The 17747-nt window shown below is 63.1% G+C and carries 10 protein-coding genes; 4 read left to right on the top strand and 6 right to left on the bottom strand.

Features of this window, described 5'->3' with window-relative positions:
* Positions 1 to 118: 118 nt before the first annotated feature.
* Positions 119 to 10639: an autotransporter-associated beta strand repeat-containing protein gene (locus V9L13_RS02320; RefSeq protein WP_338801342.1), complete on the bottom strand. Its 10521-nt coding sequence runs from the start codon at positions 10637 to 10639 to the stop codon at positions 119 to 121.
* 453 nt (positions 10640 to 11092) lie between these two features.
* On the opposite strand from V9L13_RS02320, the gene V9L13_RS02315 reads away from it, so the two are divergent.
* Together V9L13_RS02315 and V9L13_RS02310 are read left to right on the top strand one after the other, a co-directional pair.
* The gene (locus V9L13_RS02315; protein ID WP_003223538.1) at positions 11093 to 12052 is read left to right on the top strand and encodes a nucleoside-specific channel-forming protein Tsx; all 960 of its coding nucleotides are present in this window, start codon (positions 11093 to 11095) and stop codon (positions 12050 to 12052) included.
* A gap of 15 nt (positions 12053 to 12067) precedes the next feature.
* Positions 12068 to 13090: a purine nucleoside permease gene (locus tag V9L13_RS02310; RefSeq protein WP_338801341.1), complete on the top strand. Its 1023-nt coding sequence runs from the start codon at positions 12068 to 12070 to the stop codon at positions 13088 to 13090.
* Between the two features lie 122 nt (positions 13091 to 13212).
* On the opposite strand, the gene V9L13_RS02305 is transcribed toward V9L13_RS02310, so the two are convergent.
* From V9L13_RS02305 to V9L13_RS02295, 3 genes are all read right to left on the bottom strand, one after another.
* Positions 13213 to 14169 carry a zinc-binding alcohol dehydrogenase family protein gene (locus V9L13_RS02305; protein ID WP_338801340.1) on the bottom strand — a complete coding sequence of 319 codons (957 nt, stop codon included), beginning with the start codon at positions 14167 to 14169 and terminating at the stop codon, positions 13213 to 13215.
* 31 nt (positions 14170 to 14200) lie between these two features.
* Positions 14201 to 14374 (bottom strand): DUF1427 family protein, encoded by a 174-nt coding sequence (locus V9L13_RS02300; protein ID WP_338801339.1) that lies wholly within the window; start codon positions 14372 to 14374, stop codon positions 14201 to 14203.
* A gap of 211 nt (positions 14375 to 14585) precedes the next feature.
* Positions 14586 to 15353: a helix-turn-helix transcriptional regulator gene (locus V9L13_RS02295; RefSeq protein WP_338801338.1), complete on the bottom strand. Its 768-nt coding sequence runs from the start codon at positions 15351 to 15353 to the stop codon at positions 14586 to 14588.
* Between the two features lie 146 nt (positions 15354 to 15499).
* Between V9L13_RS02295 and V9L13_RS02290 the strand changes: the two genes are divergently transcribed.
* Entirely contained in the window at positions 15500 to 15727 is a 228-nt protein-coding gene (locus V9L13_RS02290; RefSeq protein ID WP_003223528.1) for a DUF6555 family protein, read from the top strand.
* 40 nt (positions 15728 to 15767) lie between these two features.
* Positions 15768 to 16040, top strand: a complete 273-nt coding sequence (locus V9L13_RS02285) for a hypothetical protein (protein ID WP_003223526.1) — start codon at positions 15768 to 15770, stop codon at positions 16038 to 16040.
* Positions 16041 to 16062: 22 nt separating this feature from the next.
* Here V9L13_RS02285 and V9L13_RS02280 read toward each other — a convergent pair whose 3' ends face one another.
* Positions 16063 to 16230 (bottom strand): metallothionein, encoded by a 168-nt coding sequence (locus V9L13_RS02280; RefSeq protein ID WP_003223525.1) that lies wholly within the window; start codon positions 16228 to 16230, stop codon positions 16063 to 16065.
* Positions 16231 to 17289: 1059 nt separating this feature from the next.
* The gene (locus V9L13_RS02275) at positions 17290 to 17745 is read right to left on the bottom strand and encodes a DMT family transporter (RefSeq protein WP_121184635.1); all 456 of its coding nucleotides are present in this window, start codon (positions 17743 to 17745) and stop codon (positions 17290 to 17292) included.
* Positions 17746 to 17747: the final 2 nt, after the last annotated feature.

The following is a 17747-nucleotide window of genomic DNA, read 5'->3' as shown; positions in this document are numbered from 1 at the left end:
GTGGATCTACAGATAGCCGCAGTCGGGAAAGTCGCTTATTTGTGTAGGACGCATCCGGGATCTTTTGCAGTGCAAAAAAAACCGCCCTTTCGGGCGGCTAAAGTACTTCGACCATGATTCAGAAGCTTTGACTGAAGCTGATGTTGAACGCGCTGTCGTTGTTGTCGCTCGACACCTGGCCCGAGTAGCCGATGCCCAGCTTGCCGGTCGGGGTGACCTGGAAGTCCACGCCGGCTTCGAGCAATGCGCTGTCCTTGGCGATGGGTACGCCCTGGGTGCTGAACGAGGCGCCGCCGTCGATGAAGGTCAGGTCGGCGTCAGGTTTGGTGTCGCCGTAGGCATGTCGCCAGCCGATGGCCGCACGTGGCGTCAGTTGGCTGCCGTTGGCCAGGGTCACCAACTTGCCGATGCGCACACCGAGAGTCGAGTAGGTGATGTCCTGATCGGCATCAGCCTTCAGGCGCCCCACTCCACCTTTTTCCTTGCCGGTGTCGCTGTCGTAGTTGACGTAGGCAAGACCGGCGAACGGTTCGATGGCAACGCCTGCCGCGTTGATCGCGTAACCCACTTCACCGAACACCTGCGCACTGCGTGCGTCGTAATCGGCCTTCAGACGATCATTGTAGCTGCCAACGCTGACATCGCGTTTGGTCTCGATGCTGTGCCAGCTGTAAGCCGCGCCGAGGCGCACCGCCAGTGCATCGAATTGCGAGTTCAGGTAACCGGCCAGGTGGTAGCTGTCGACCTTGGCATCGGAGTTGCGATCATGCGCGTTGAGGTTGCTGCGGGTGTAGCCGGCCGCCATCCCGGCACGCCAGGTGTCATCCAGCGCCTTGTCGGTGCCGAGCATGAAACCGCCCAGGTTGCGATCAACCTTCGCCGTGTTGCTGTCGCCGCCCATGTCGCCCCAGGCACCGATAGCCCGGATCCAGCCGACCATTTCACCGTGGCAGCCGTTGCTGCTCAGTTGCGTGTCGCTCGGTGCCAGGGTTTTGCGTGGATCATCGGCGGCGCTGCACGATGGCTGGCGCATGCGGTCATTGACCGCCTCGCGGATGAAGCGCGAATCCTCCAGCATCGCGCTGGCGGTGCTGGCGTGGATTTCTCCGGAGAGGCTGTCGAACGCATTGCGCGCACCGGCCACGCTGAGGTTGACGATCTGGTTCTGCAACGCCGCGCCGGCCGCTCCGTTATTGGACAGTGCCGTGGCGGTGCCGCGCTGGTTGCCCGTGGCAGCGACATCGGCGAACGAGTTGCCGTTGCGGCTCACGGCCAGGGTGACCGAGTCGGCACCGTAGACCAGCGAGCTGTCGAGGAACGCGTACTGCGGCAGATCGGTGGCACTGAAGGTGCCGGTCACCCCACCGCCCGCAGTGATCAGCGAGTAAGTGGTGTTGCCGGTGAACGGCGCCAGGCTGTTGACCACCAGACCGCCGCCCAATGCCGCCGTACCACCCACCGCCAGTGGCGTGGCGGTTGGCGAGCTGACGGTCAGCGCCAGCACACCATCACTGCTGTTGGTCAGGTTGCCGGCCACGCTCAAGGTGCCGTCAGCGCCACCGGAAGCCACCACGCCATGGTTGAGCACCGAACCGACGCTGCCGTTACCGCTCAGGCCTGCCCCGTTGGCGACCGTGACTTGCCCGCCCAGCGATGCTGGCGCCGCACGGCTGCCGACCTGCAGCACGCCCTGATCGACCGAAACGGTGCCGCTGAACGGTTGATTGCCAACCATAAGCAGGCGACTGACACCACGTTTGAGCAAAGCTCCGGTGCCGCTGAGCACACCGTTGAACTGACCGTCGGTGTTCTGCTGGAACACCAGCGTAGCGTTGTCGGTGATGTTGCCTTGCAGGCTGGTGGTGTTACCGATCAGCGTACCGCCACTGACCGTGGTGCCACCGCTGTAGGTGTTGGCGCCCGTCAGCACGAGGGTGCCAGAATCGAGTTTCTCGATACCGCCGGTGCCGATCAGCGGCACGTCGATTTCAGCACTGGCCCCGGCATTGACCCGTACCGGCGCCAGGCTGCCGTCGGCACCGTTGACCGGCGTCAGCGTACCGCCAGCTCCCGGCACCAGGTTGTAGCCGCCGGTAAGGAATTGCAGACCGGTAAAGTTCTGATTGCCCTGCACGGTGACCGTACCGGCCTGGCCGCCGAACACTGCGAATTGACCATTGGACGCCAGCGCCTGCGTACCGCTCGGATCGGTCCAGTTGGTGCCCGGTCCCCACACGCCGCTACCGCCACCAATGCTGCCGTCAGGATTGGTGGTGCCGCCGTTCCAGAACTGCACTTCACCCGGTGTGCCCTGCACCAGCAGGTTGACCTGATTGGCGATGGCGGTTTGCAGCGTCAGGTTGGCCGCCGATACCGGCAGGCTGCCGTAAACCAGACCGTTGTCGGTCAGGCTGCCGCCGTAGCGGAACAGTTGATAGACCCCGGTACCAAAGCCGCCGGCGTTGCTGATATTCAGTGTGCCGTCGAGGGTCAGGTTGCCGGCGACGTTGACCACCGTGGTGGAACTGGCGGCCGAGCCGAGGCTGAAGTCCAGATTGGTGCCCGAGGACAACGCCAGCGAACCGACCGACAACGGTGTAGCCGAACCGCCACCGCTCAGTGTTGCACCGCTGGCCAGTTGCACGTTGCCGCCCAGTTGTCCGCTGCCGCCGATTTGCGCACCGCTGGCGACGTTGACGTTGGCGCTGTTGAGCACGCCGTTGACGATCAGATTGCCCGCCTGCACCGAAGTGTCACCGGTGAAGGTGTTGTTGCCGGTCAGCAGCAACTGGCCAGTGCCGGTTTTGTTCAGCGTGCCGGCGCCGGTGAGGTTGCCGGTGTAGCTGCCGTCGGCATTCTGCGCGAAGGTCAGCGCCGCGTTGTTGACGATCGCGCCTTGCAGGCTGCTGGTGTCGCCGGTAGTCGTGCCGCCGTTCAGCGTGGTCCCGCCGCTGTAGGTATTGGCGCCACTCAGCACGAGATCACCGCTGCCGTTTTTCACCAGACTGCCTGTGCCAGTAACGGCACCGAGCAGCGTGGTGTTCTGGTTACCGGCCAGGGTCAATTGCGACCCCAGATTGATCGCGTTGGCCAGTTGCAGCGCCGAAGTGCTGTCGAGGGTGCCGTTGCCGGTCACGTTGAGCGCACCGCTACTGATTGCGCTGTTGTTGCCCAGCACCAGCGTGCCGCCTGCGAGTTGAGTGCCGCCGCTGTAGGTATTACTGCCATTGAGGGTCAGGCTCGAAGCACCGGACTTGATCAGGCTGCCCGCCCCGCTGACTACACCGTCGAGGGTCAAGGCGTTGCTGCCAGCGACAGTCAGGCCACCGTTCACCACCACATCGTTGCCCAGCGTGACGGCCGCGTTGCTGTCCAGTGCGGTACCGTCCGCAGCAGTCAACACGCCAGTGCCGAGCGCGGCATTGTTGCCGACCACGATCTTGCCGCCATTGAGTGCGGTGCCGCCGGTGTAGCCGTTGGCGGCGTTGAGCACCAGGGTGCCGGTGTCGTATTTACCCAGTGTGCCGGCGCCGTTGAGCGCCACGCCAATGGTCGCCGTAGCGTTCGGATCGACCCGCACGGTGGCGTTGCCCAGCGAACCGTTGACCAGATTCAGCGAACCCGCCGTACCGTTCTGCAGGCTGTAGCCATCGGTGACGAACTGCATGCCGGTGATGGTTTGCGCGCCGTTGACGGTCACGGTGCCCGCCGTGCCCTGGAACACTGCGAAGCTGTTGGTCCAGGCCTGGTTGGTGGTGCCGTTCACATCAGTCCAGTTGGTGGTGCCGGTACCCCAGGTGCCGCTGCCGCCATCCACCGAACCGTTGGCGACGAGTTGGTTGCCGTCCCAGAACTGCACGGTGACTCCCGGTGCGGTGACCAGCAAATTGATCTGGTTGGCCAGCGCCGTTTGCAGGGTCAGATCGCCCGGGGTCACGCTGCCCGGCACAGTGCCGATCAGCATGCCGTTGTCAGTGAGGCCGCCGGTGTAGTTGATCAGGCGATACACGCCGCTACCGAAGCCGCCGATATCGCTGACATTCAAGGTGCCGTCGAGGGTCAGGTTGCCGCCGACGTTCACCAGCGCATTACCGCCACCGGAGACCGGTGCACCCAGGCCGACATCGAAGTTGGCGTTGCCGTTGAACACCAGCGAATCCACCGACAGCGTGCTGCCGGTGACAGCTGCCAGATGCCCGCCATCGGCCACGGTCACGGCACCGGTCAAGGTGCCGCTGCCGCCGAGAGTGCCGCCGCTGTTGACCAGCACGTTGCCGCTGGCCAGCGAACCGTTGACCTGCAGGGTGCCGGCGTTGACGTTGGTATCGCCGGTCAGGTCGCTGATGCCGCTGAGGGTCAGGGTACCGCTACCGAGTTTGGTCAGGCCGCCGTCGCCGCTGAGGACACCGGCGAAGGTGCTGCTGACGTTGTTGCCACCGAGGCTCAGGGTGTTACCGGTGCCGATCAACGCGGTACCGCTGCCGGTCAGGCTGGCGAGGCTGCCCGAAGCGCCGAGATTCAGCGCCGCGCCGCCCGCGAGATTGACCGTGGCGTTGTTGCCCAGCGCCGAATTGCTCAGGGTGGTCAGGCTGCCGGACAGCACATCGAAGGTGCCGCTGAAGGTGTTGTTGCCCGACAGCGTTACATCGGCCAGACCGTTTTTGGTCAGGGTGCCGGCCCCGGCGATCACGCCACCGAGGGTCAGGTTGTTGTTGCCGGTCAGACCGAGGTTGGCATTGAGGTTGATGTTGTTCGCCAGCACCAGCGGGGAACTGCTGTCGAGACTCGAAGCGCCCGCCACTGTCAGCGCACCGCTGCCCAGTGCTGCGCCGGTGCCGAGGGTCAGCGTACCGGCATTCAGCGTGGTGCCACCGGTGTAAGTGTTGATGCCGTTGAGCGTCAGGTTCGACGCGCCGTTCTTGATCAGCCCGCCGGTGCCGCTGACCACGCCGCTGAGCGCTACGTCGCTGCTGCCGGTATTGGTCAGATTGGCGTTGAGCACCACGTTGTTGCCCAGCGACACCGCGGTGTTGCTGTCCAGCGCCGAGGCACCGGCCACGGTCAGGTTGCCCAGACCGAGTGCGCCGTTGCTGCCAGCGGTCAGTGTGCCGGCGTTGAGAGTGACGCCGCCGAGGAAATTGTTAGCCCCGCTCAGGATCAGGTTGGCCGCGCCATTCTTGGTCAGGCTGCCGGCGCCATTGATCGCGCCGCTCAGTGTCAGATCGTTGCTGCCGACGACACCAAGGTTGCCCGCCAGATTGATCGCGTTACCCGCCGTAAAGGCGCCGCTGGCATCCAGTGTGGTGCCGCTCGCCGCGTTCAGAGTGGCCGAGCCCAGCGCGCTGTTCGACGCCAGAATCAAGCCGCCCGCATTCAACGCCACCGGCCCGAGGAAAGCGTTGTTGCCACCGAGAGTCAGGCTGGCCGAACCGTTCTTGATCAAGCCGCCGGTGCCGGAAATGACACCGTTGAGAGTCAGCGCATTACTGCCCAGCAGGGTCAGATTGCCATTGAGCGTGGCGGCATTGCCCAGGGTCACGGCCGTGTTGCTGTCCAGTTGCGTGCCAGCGTTGGCAATCAATGCGCTGGTGCCCAGTGCGATGTTGCTGCCGACCACCAGGGTGCCGCCGTCCAGTTGCGTGCCGCCGGTGTAGCTGTTGGCACCGTTGAGTACCAGGGTGCCGGCATCGAGTTTGTTGAGGATGCCGCTGCCGTTGATGTCCACGCCGACCGTGGCGGTCACGCCCGGATCGACCCGCATCGCCGTGGTGCCACCGCTGCCATTGACGGCGGTCAGTAGCCCCGACGTGCCGTTGACCACGTTGTAGCCATCGGTGAGAAATTGCATCCCGGTGAAAAGTTGGGTGCCGTTGACCGACACTGTACCGGCCGTGCCCTGGAACACCGCAAAATCGCCGGCCCAGGTCTGGTTCAGCGTGCCGTTGGAATTGGTCCAGTTGGTGCCGCCGGCAGTCCATGTACCGGTGCCGCCGTCCACATTACCATTCGGGATGGTCTGGCTGCCGTCCCAGAAACGCAGGTTTGTGTTCGGTGCCGACACCACCAGGTTCACCTGATTGCCAAGGGTCTGCACAAGGATGTCACCGAGGCCATAACCCACCGGCACACCGGCCACGGTCAGGCCGTTGTCGGTCAGTGCGCCTATGTAGTTGAACAAGCGATAGACACCCACGCCGAAGCCGCCGGCATCGGTGACGTTGAGGTTGCCGTCGAGGGTCAGGTTGCCGCCGATGTTCATCAGCGAGGAGGTCGATGGCGTGGCGAGGCTCGCGTCGACATTGCTGTTGGCAGTGAGAATCAGCGACGAGGTGGACAAGGTATTGCCCGAGGACAACGCCAGATGACCGCCGTTGTTGATGGTGATCACGCCAAGCGCCGAACCGGTCCCCGTGAGGGTCGCCCCGGTATTGACGTTGAGCTGGGAACTGGCCAGCGAACCGGTAAGGTTCAGCGTACCGCCGTTGACATTGGTGTTGCCGGTGATGCCGTTTATGCCGGTGAGGTTCAGCGTCCCGGTGCCGACTTTGGTCAGCGCACCGCTGCCACCGAGGTCGCCGTCGAAGGTGCTGGTGCTGCTCACGCCGCCCACGTTCAGGGTGTTGCCGCCGGCGACCTGCACGCTGCCGCTGCCGCTCAAGCCGTTGAGGCTGGCGGTGCTGTTGAGATAGAGATTGGCACCGGCGCTGATGTTGGCGCCGGAGGTGTTGCCCAGCGCCCCGCTGCTCACGGTGGTGACGCTGCCGGAGGTGATGTTCAGCGCACCGGTGAAGGTGTTGTTGCCGCTGAGCGTCAGGTCGCCGAAGCCTTCCTTGGTCAGGCTGCCGGCGCCATCGATCACGCCGCTGAGGTTCAGGGTGTTGCTGCCGGCCAGGGTCAGGCCGGCGTTGAGGGTGATGTTGTTGCCGACGCTCATGCCGGTGCTGGTATCCAGCGTCGACGCGCCGCCGACGGTCAGGCCACCACTGCCCAATGCAGCGGCCGAACCCAGTGTCAGCGTACCCGCGTTGAGCGTGCTGCCGCCGCTGAAGGTGTTGGTGCCGTTGACGGTCAGGTTGGCCGCGCCGTTCTTGATCAACTGGCCGGCACCGCTGATCACGCCGCCGAGGGTCAGGTCCTGGGTGCCGCCGACGCTCAGCGCCGCGTTCAGCACGACCGCGTTGGCCAGGCTGACCAGCGGCGAACTGCTGTCGAGCGTTGCCGCACCACCGACCGTCAACGCACCGGTGCCGAGCGCCGAACTGTTGCCGGCGGTCACCGTACCGGCGTTCAGCGTGGTGCCGCCGGCGTAGGTGTTGGTGCCGTTGAGGTTCAGATTGGCCGCGCCGTTTTTCACCAGGCTGACGGCACCGGCGACGGTTCCGGTGAGGGTAAGATCGGCGCTGCCACCGATGTTCATCGCACCGGCCAGGTTGACCTGATTGCCCAGCGTGACGGCAGTGTTGGTGTCCAGCGTGGTGCCGGCTGCCGCGTTCAGCGCACCGCTGCCCAGCGCGGTATTGCTGCCGACAATCAGCTTGCCGACGTTCAGCGCGGTGTTGCCGAAGTAGGTGTTGGCGCCGTTGAGGATCAGGTCGGCCGGGCCGCTTTTGGTCACACCACCGACCCCGGAGACCACGCCTGCGAGGGTCAGCGCGTTGCTGCCGCCGATTGTCACGTTGCCGCCGAGGTTGACGTTGTTCGCCAGGCTGGTCGCGGTGCTGGCGTCCAGCGTGGTGTTGTTGCCAGCGTTGAGCACGCCGGTGCCGAGCGCGGTGTTGGAGCCGACGATCAGTGTCCCGGCGTTCAGCGACGTAGAGCCGGTGTAGGTATTGGCGCCGATGAGGGTCAGGGTCGAAGCGCCAGTCTTGATCAGGTTGCTGCTGCCGCTGATCACGCCGCCGAGGGTCAGCGGGTTGGCACCGCCGGCAGTCAGATTGGCGCTCAGGGCAATCGCGTTGTTCAGCGTCACGTTGGCGCTGCTGTTAAGCGTTGCGCCCGCACCGCCCACGGTCAACGTGCCGGTGCCGAGTGCCGCGCCGTTGCCGACGGTCAGGCTGCCGGCGTTGAGCGCGGTGCCACCGGTGAAGGTGTTGGCGCCGTTGAGGGTCAGGTTGGCGGTGCCGTTCTTGGTCAACTGGCTGGCGCCACTGATCACGCCACCGAGGGTCAGCCCGTTGCTGCCGCCGATCCCCAGATTGTTGTTGAGAATGACGTTATTGTTCAGCGTCACCGCTGTATTGCTGTCGAGGGTCGCAGCGCCGCCGACGGTGATATCGCCGCTGCCGAGCGCAGCGTTGGCACCCGCCGTGATGGTGCCTGCGTTCAACGCAACAGCACCGAGGAAAGTATTGGCGCCGTTGAGAATCAGGTTGGCCGCGCCATTCTTGGTCAGCCCGCCGCTGCCGCTGACCACGCCGCCAAGGGTCAGGTTGGCGTTGCCGGCGATGTTCAGGTTGCCGCCGAGGGCGACGGCGTTGCTCAGCGCCACGGTGGTGCTGGCGTCGAGGGTGGTGCCCGCCGCCGTGGTCAGTGCGCCGGTGCCCAGTGCGGTGTTGGAGCCGACGATCAGCGTGCCGTTATTCAGCGCGGTGCCACCGGAGAACGTGTTGTTGCCGCTGAGGGTCAGGTTCGCGGTGCCGCCCTTGATCAGGTTGCCGGCGCCGCTGATGACACCACTCAAGCCAAGCGCCTGAGTGCCACCGATGGTCAGCCCGCCCGCCAGCGCCACAGCGTTGGCCAGCGTCACCGCCGTGGTCGCATCCAGTGTAGTGCCGGCCGCAGCGTTCAATGCGCCTGTGCCGAGGGCAGTGTTGCTGCCGACGAACAAGCTTCCGCCGTTGAGCGCGGTGGTGCCGCTGTTGGTGTTGTTGCCGGTCAGGGTCAGGCTGGCGCTGCCGCTTTTGGTGATCGCGCCAGTGCCGGAGACGATGCCGCCCAGGGTCAGCGCATTGCTGCCGAGCACGTTCAACGCACCGGTGATGCCGAGGTTGTTGCCCAGTGTCACGTTGCCGGTGCTGTCGAGGCTGGTGCCGTTGCTGGTGTTGAGGACACCGGTACCCAGTGCGTTGTTGTTGCCGACGCGCAAGGTCCCGGCACTGAGACTGGTGATCCCGGTGTAGGTGTTGATGCCGTTGAGGGTCAGGCTGCCGCTGCCGGTCTTGGTCAGGTTGGCGGCGCCGCTGATCACTCCGCCCAAGGTCAGCGCACCAGTGCCGGTCGCGGTCAGGGTGCTGTTGAGCGTGATCGCGTTAGCCAGCGAAATCGGCGTCGTCGCCGAAATGCTCGAAGAGCCGCCGACGGTGATGCCGCCGTTACTGAACGCCTGATTGTTGCCTACCAGCACCACACCGCCGTTGAGCACGGTATTGCCGGAGTAGGTGTTGATACCGTTGAGGTTGAGCTGGCCGCTGCCAATCTTGGTCAGGCCGCCCGTGCCGGAAATCACCCCGTTGAGGGTCATGCCGTTGATGCCCTGCAGGGTCAGGCCGCTCGCGCCCAGGTTGATCTGGTTGCCCAGCGTCAATCCGGCATTGCTGGCCTGCAGGATCCCGCCGTTGGACGTCAGCACACCGCTGCCGAACGCCGCGTTGTCATTGAACTGCGCGACACCGCCATTGAGGGTGGTCGCACCGCTGACCAACGGCCCCTGCAAGGTCCAGGTGCCGCTGTTGAGGGTCAGGTTGTTGAAGTTGACGTAGGTGGCGCTGGACGCCGTTCCGGTCCCGGTGGTGCCGCCGCCAAGGCCGATCGGGTTTTGCAGGATCAGCGTGTTGGTACCCGCCGCGCCGCCATCGATCGTTCCGGTCGGGGCGAAGGTCAGGTTGATGCCGATCAGGCCACCGAGGCCGACGGAGACTTGCACACCGTCGCCGACGTTAACGCTGGAACCGGTGATCGCGTAGAAGGTGTTGGTGCTGCCCGCCCCCATCGACACGCCACCGGTAATGTTACCGGCGTTGGTGAAGGTGTTGCCCGCCACTGACGTTTCAAACGCAATCCGGCCATTGATGGTGCCGCTGGCACTGTTGGTCATGTTGACTTGCGAACCGCCATACACCCCGACCACAGGGGTATCGGCCAGGGTGATGCCGCCGACCGACAGCCCGGTGGAGGTGATGGTGCCGTCGTTGGTGATGGTCGTGGTGCCCGACACCGAGTTGTTCACGGCAATCCCCAGCCCGTCGATGCTGGTCAGGTTGAGCCCGAGCAACATGCCGGTGCCGCGAATGAGCCCGGTGGCGTTGTTGACGATGCTCACCGTGCTGGTCGCGCCGGTACCGATGAACGCACCGCCACTGAGGATCGACACCAGGCCCAGCAAGGCCGGGTCGAGGGTGCCGGAGTTGTTCAGGTTGATGTTGGCCCCGGTCAGGTTGAGCACCTTGCCGCCCAGGGTGGCGTTCATCTGCGCCCCGTTGGTGACGTTGACCGTCAGGCCGCTGGTGGCACTGCTGTAGTCATTGAGAAACAGCGGCAGCGTCGGGACGCCCGAACAGGTAATCGTCGAACCTGCCGCCGAGCAGGTCGCGAGCGCCTGCTCGCTGACCCCACCGAACAACAGTCCGGCGACGCTCAGGTGCACAGCAAGGGAAAGTGGGGAAAAACGCGAAACGAGGGCGACACCAAACCTTGCTTCCACGGGCTACTCCTTGTCGTGGCCAAATTCTTCCTTGAAGGCGTGGGAAACGTGCTTATTCCACACGCGAATCAAGACTGCGACGGTCATCACAAAACCGCGTCTTGGCTGACAAGCTAGTAGACACCCCGCGATGGGGCACTGATTAAATGGTGTTAATACTTTAATACTAGACCCGTCTAGAACGAGGGTTTCGGCCCGTAAACACTGGATTCGACGACAACTGACCACCCCTGTGGGAGCGGGCTTGCTCGCGAAGGCGTCGTGTCAGACAGCGCTGTTTCAACTGACACACCGCTTTCGCGAGCAAGCCCGCTCCCACAAGGGGAAATGGGTATATCGGGAAAACTGGTACGCCTTGTGCAAACGTTTGCGACCTGCCTGTAACGGCTTTTTCGTAACAAAAACGTACAGACCCGCAGAAACCGGGCCTCGATCCGCAAAAAAGGACTTTGAATGCACGCCGCTTCCCTTCTCCGCGCCCCATTTGCGCGCACGTTCGCTGTTTCCCTGCTACTGACCGGCGTTACCGGAGTTCTCAGCCATACCGCACTGGCGCAACCGGTCCTGCCCGAAGAGTCCGCTCAGGGCGAGGCTCTCAGCCCGGAAGCTGCCCCGCCGAAAAAAGGCGCTTACCTGTCGGACTGGTACAACCAGGACCTGACGCTGATCGGCAGCAAGGACATCAGTTTCGGGCCGCAGCCGGCCGACGATATCTATCTGGAATACGAATACTTCGGGCGCAAGGGGCCGTTCGAGCTGTACGGCTACATAGACATTCCGAAGATCTTCAACATCGGCAACAGCCACGACAAAGGTGTGTGGGATCACGGCTCGCCAGTGTTCATGGAACACGAGCCGCGCATCTCCATCGACTACCTCGCCGGCCGCAGCCTGGCCATCGGCCCGTTCAAGGAATGGTACGTGGCGTTCGACTGGATCTACGATCACGGCAGCCGCAAGGAGAACCGCGCCAACACGCTGTACAGCGGCTTCGGCACCGACATCGACACCCATTCGCGGGTCAACCTGTCGGCCAACCTGTACGGGCGCTACCAGTGGGAAAACTACGGTGCGAGCAATGAGTATTCGTGGGACGGCTACCGCGCCCAGCTCAAGTACATCGTGCCCATCGACAAATTCAGCAACGGCGCGTCGCTGACCTACATCGGCTTCACCAATTTCGATTTCGGCTCCGACATCCACAAGGACAATCCGGCGCGCACCGCCAATGCCACGGTGGCGACCAACGTGTTGCTGTATTCGTTCACCCACTTGCGTTTCACCCTGGTCGGTCGCTATTTCCACAACGGCGGCAACTGGGAAGACGGCAGCGAGCTGAACTTCGGCGACGGCAATTTCCGCGCGCGCTCCAACGGTTGGGGCTACTACGCCGGCATTGGCTACCAGTTCTGAATCAAGGAGATTTTCATGCAAGCAATGACGCGTCTGACCCTGGCCGCTGCGGCCCTGCTCTCTTCCACTACTTGGGCGGCTGAAGCGCCGATCCAGCCGAAAGTGGTGCTGATCACCATGTTCGCCCCCGAGGCGCAGAACTGGATCGAGCGCCTCGACCTGAAACAGGAAATCCGCGTGCCGGGGCTGTCCGCCGAGTACCCGAGCATTCGCTGCAACAGCCAGCAGGTGTGCCTGCTGACCACCGGCATGGGCCAGACCAACGCCGCGGCTTCGACCCTGGCCCTGGCGCTGTCGCCGAAATTCGATCTGCGCAAAAGCTGGTTCCTGATCGCCGGGATCGCCGGCATCAGCCCGAAACACGGGACCATCGGCACCGCGGCGTGGGCGCATTATCTGGTGGAGTTCGGTACGCAATGGGAGCTGGATTCGCGCGATGCGCCGTCGAGCTGGCCGACCGGTTACCTCGGCATCAACACCAAAGGCCCGAACGAAAAACCGCCGTTGGACTACAAGACCGAAGTTTTCGAACTCAACCCGAAACTGCAGGCCAAAGCCTTCGCCCTGAGCCACAAGGTCGAACTGAGTGAAAGCAAGGAGTCGGCGGCCTGGCGCCTGAAATACCCGTCCGCCCCGGCCAACCAGCCGCCAGTGGTTACGCGCTGCGACACGCTGGCGGGCAACACCTGGTTCTCCGGTACACGCCTGAGCGAACGCGCCGAGGTCTGGACCAAGTTGCTGACCGACAATCAGGGTGAATACTGCACCACGCAACAGGAGGACAACTCCACCTATGAAGCCCTGCTGCGCGCCAGTCGTGAAGGTCTGGTGGATGTGCAGCGTCTGGCCGTGGTACGCGCCGGCTCCGACTTTGATCGCCCGGCTCCGGGCGGCAGTGAAGTGGACAACCTGCTGAAATACGCCGATCAGGGCGGCTTCGTGCCGGCGCTGGAAAACCTCTATCGCGCCGGCAATCCGCTGGTGCAGGACATCCTGAAAAACTGGTCGGCGTGGGAAAACGGCGTCCCGCAATCCTGAAACCTGCGCAGCAAAAAATGTGGGAGCGGGCTTGCTCGCGAAGGCGTCTTACCAGTCAATAAATCCGGTGACTGACAGACCGCTTTCGCGAGCAAGCCCGCTCCCACAGTTGTTTTGCGGTGTTAGGGGATAAGAATAATCTTGTCGCCACCGCCCTGATTCACCTGCGCATAGCGCTGCACCCCCTCCGCCAGCGGCACCTCCACCAGGCCTTGTGGCAACGGCAGCCGATCCTCATCGAAGAAGCGTCCGAACTGCTCAAGCATCGCCGCACAGGCTTGCACGCTGTACAGCAGCGAGTTGATCCCGACCACCGAACCACCCTTGCGGTACAGCGCCAGCGCTGGCAACTGCACATGGCCATCGACCGGTGCGGCAATGATCGCAATGCGCCCGAACGGTGCCAATGCCGCTACCGAGGCCGGCAGCCAGAAACCGGTGGTATCGAAGATCACGTCGGCGCCGCCGCTGTATACCGCGTTGACCTGCGCGCCGAGGTCTTCGGGTTTATCCAGCTGAATCGTCGAATAACCCTGCGCCTGCAACTCCTTGACTTGCTCCGGCCGCCGCGCGGCCGCCAGAATCTGCGCACCCCGCACCTTGGCCAGCGCCAACGCCGCCGTGGCCACCGCACCGCCGCCGATCACCAGCAAACGTGTTTCGCCAGTCACCAGGCTGCGCTCCAGCGCATCCCACGCCGTGGTGTACGGCACGCCGAGGCTCGCAGCCTGGGCGAAACTCAGATGCGCCGGTTTGGCTGCCACTCCGGTGGCCGGCAGTTTGACGAACTGCGCATGGGAGCCATCGGCAAAAAAGCCCAGGTCGCGCCCGGTGCCCCAGACCTCTTTACCGATCAACGCTTGCGGCCCTTGCACCACTACGCCTGCGAAATCACGACCGGGAATCCGCGGCAATGTGGTGTACGGAAAACGCCCGAGCACGTTCTTCACATCGCTGGGGTTCAGGCCGGCGGCCTTGATCTCGACCAGCACTTCATCAGCGCCAGGCACCGGGGTCGGCACGTCAACGAAACGCAAGGAAGACAGGTCGCCGGTTTTATCGAATTGCAGTGCTTTCATGAGGACATCCACCAAAGGAAAAAAGGACAGTTCAGGACCACCAACCGGCGACCAGTTGCCGGCCCATCGGCCACAACTGCTCACCCGCGAGCATGCCCAGCAGCCCCACCAGCGCAATGGCCGGTGGCGCCGGGGAACGGAAATTCAGCGCGCCATAGAGCAGGCCGACACCCAGACCGATGGCCAGCGAAATCAGATAGTTCATGGAGGAAACTCCGCCGCGAAAAGACAATGGGCAGAGTCTAGGGAAGGATGAGCGGAGGCGTCGGCCAAGGACTTCTGAATTTCGGCCAAATCCGTGAGTTCACTGCTGTCCCCTGTGGGAGCGGGCTTGCTCGCGAAGGCGGCGGGTCAGTCTCTTATTCTTCACAGACATAACGCTTTCGCGAGCAAGCCCGCTCCCACAAGAGTTGCGCTCAGGTGGTCATAAATTGCGAAGGCGCCACACCCAGCTCGCGCCGGAACATGTCACTGAAACTGCTCGGCGAATACCCCAGCTCGCGAGCAATCGCACTCACTGGCACGCCCTGAATCAACTCGGCCACCGCCGTCGCCAGTTGCACCTGCCGCCGCCATTCGGCGAAGCCCATGCCCAGGCTGTCCTTGAACAACCGCGCCAGCGTGCGCACGCTGGCCCCGGCGTTTTCCGCGTGCTGCTCGAACGGGATCTCCAGCGACGGTGCCACCATCACCGCCTGGCACAAATTCATCAGGCGCCGGTCGGAATCGTCCGGCAGCGGGATCTTCAGTTGCGAGCGCCGGGCGCGCTTGAGTTCCAGTAGCGCCAGCCCGACCAGGGCCTCGTAATAGGCCGGCTCGCCGCTGTCGCCCTGCTCCACCAGCCCGACGATCAACTCACGCAACAGCCCACCGACCTCGATCACCTGCACGGTAGAATCCAGTGTCGCCGCCAGCACCGGTCGCAGGTAAATGTTGCGCATCTGCAAGTCCGACACCACCCGAATCCCATGCGGCACCCCGGGCGGCAACCACACCGCCCGCTGCGGCGGCACCACCAGCGCCTCATGCGGCGTCTCGACCCACATCACCCCGCTCATCGCATACAGCAACTGCCCCCAGACATGCTCGTGCGGCTCGATGAACAAGCCACGCGGATACGTGCGCGCCAGCGGCTGCACCGGGACATCGGTATCACTCAAATCAGGGGGGGCGGCGAGGGCCATGGCGAGCAATCATTGGGGGTTGGCGGAGCGGCCATGTTAACCACTGCGCCCATGCGTCGCCAACGATAGATACCGTCGGACAATCCGAGTGAATTTTCCCGGTGCGCGGTGATCCTTCTAATACCACAGGGAGGATTACGGGCTTTATGAACAACGCAAAACTGTTTGTCATCGACTACACCCTTCACGGCACGCCCAAGTCGTTCATTATCCGTTCGGACAAAATGGACAACGCCGAGGCGTGGCACTGGGCAAGCTGCGACGCCGGCGTGGGTCGCATCCCGCGTTTCGGCCGGGAAAAGGTACAAAAGACCAGCAAACCGATGGCGGAGAAATTCGGCGTGGAAAACGTCACATGGCGACCGGCGAGCTAGACTCTCGCCAGGCAATGGGGACTCTTTGGGGGCGTACACAATGACCAGCATCTTCAGCCCGGCACATCTGGATTACGGACTGGACACTCTGTTCGGTCGTATTACCAAAAGCGTGGACTGTCAGGTGGGTCTTGAGGCTGTCGAAGACGATCCGTATAGCTTCGCCCTGCGCGTGCCGGCGCCGTTACCGGAAGATCTCGACCAGGCGAAAACCGTGGTGGTCAGGGTCGACGGTCGACGACTGCAAGGCACGGTACGCCGTACCGAACGGCTGGATGATGAAAGCCTGAAACTGCAAGTGGAGCCTGATTAGGCTCCACTTTTTTTGCGCGGGATTATTTGGGGTGGGCGCAATGGCAGCCCTTGCTTGAACACTCTTCACCGCCCTTGTGGTGGTGCGCGCAGGCCTCGCAGCAGTAGTGTTTGCCGTGTACGGCGTAAGAGTGGTCGCCTTCTTTGATGGTGCATTTGCAGTTGGGGCAGTCGCATTTTCTATCGGGCATGGGGGCAGACTCCTTTTTTGGTGGTTGTCTGGGCTTTTGGGATAAGCCGTAAATACCAGTGTAGGAGCTGACGAAGGCTCGGGCCGCGTTCGGACGATCTTTTGATTTTGCTTGGGTGCGATTTGGATCTTGGGGATTGGGTGTATATCCGTTTTTTCGGGTGCTGCCGCTGGCGGTTTCGCTCTTACAGCGAGTCACCTTTTCCAAACGCCGAAAAGGTAACCCAAAAGGCTTTGCCCCGGCGTACGGCACTTCGCTGAGGCTCAGTGTTCCCTCGCTACGGTGTCCATCCGGGGGCATCGCCTCCGGTTTGCTTCGCTGCACCTCCTCTCGATGGATGCGGCTTCGCCGCATGGCGCTGCGCGCCTAACCCCCGGATGAACACCTCCGCTCGGCCTGCCGAAGGGGCTGAAGATCAAAAGCCACATCAAAAGCCAAAGCCAAAGCCAAATCGGATCAAAAGATCGCAGCCTTCGGCAGCTCCTACATGGGATTGGGTGTATTCAGTTGGAGATTGGTCGGCTGACAGGCCGCCTTCGCGAGCAAGCCCGCTCCCACAGTTGGGCCAGGTGCATCAGCAAGAGATTGGTCGGCTGGCAGGCCGCCTTCGCGAGCAAGCCCGCTCCCACAGTTGGGCCGGGTGCATCCGCAAGAGATTGGTCGGCTCGTAGGCCGCCATCGCCAGCAGGCTGGCTCCTACAATTTAGAGAGCGTGCACCCCACGCGGCGAAGCCGCCCCACTCAACACAATGAGCGTTAGCTCGAGTACCGCTTTTGATCTCAGGGCCCGTCGGCAGGCTGAGTGGAGGGATTTATCCGGGGGTGGGAGCGCAGCGACCGTTTGGCGCAGCCAAACACAGCGAGAGGAGGTGCAGCGAAGCAAACCGTAGGCGCTGCCCCCCGGATGAATCCCGGAGCGAAGGAACCCGAGCCTAAGCGAGGGCCGAACGTCAGGGCACAGACCTTTTGGTTACTTTTGGGGCGTTTGCCAAAAGTGACCCGCCGTAAGGGCGGAACCCTAATCAGCCTTCACCAAAAAAACGGATATACACCCAAAACTCAATCAGAACGACGAACACTACTCCGATACATAAAGACCAAAGCCAACCCCAGACAAACCATCGCCAACACCCGCGAAGACGAAAGCTCGATCGCCGGATTCCCCAACCAGCCAAAATTATCAATCAACATCCCCATCCCAAGTTGACCAACAATCACCGCAACAGTCGCCACCGCCGTCCCGACAACAGGCACTGCGCCGACCATCACCATCATGTAAACCACCCCAAAAAGCGCCCCGCAGACCTGCCACTTCGGCACATCGAGCAAACTCACCGCATGGGCCGGCTCAAAAAACACAATCAACAACCCGGTGATCACCGCCCCGACGAAAAACGTCAGCAAACTGCTGCGCAACACCCCGACGCTTTCACCGAGCCGTCCATTGATCGCCGCCTGGACACTCAACACCGCGCCCGCCAACACCACCACTGCCAACAAAATAACCAGACTCATCT

The organism is Pseudomonas sp. RSB 5.4 (assembly GCF_037126175.1).
Classification (GTDB): Bacteria; Pseudomonadota; Gammaproteobacteria; order Pseudomonadales; family Pseudomonadaceae; genus Aquipseudomonas; species Aquipseudomonas fluorescens_H.
This window is presented reverse-complemented; position numbering and strand designations above follow the sequence as displayed.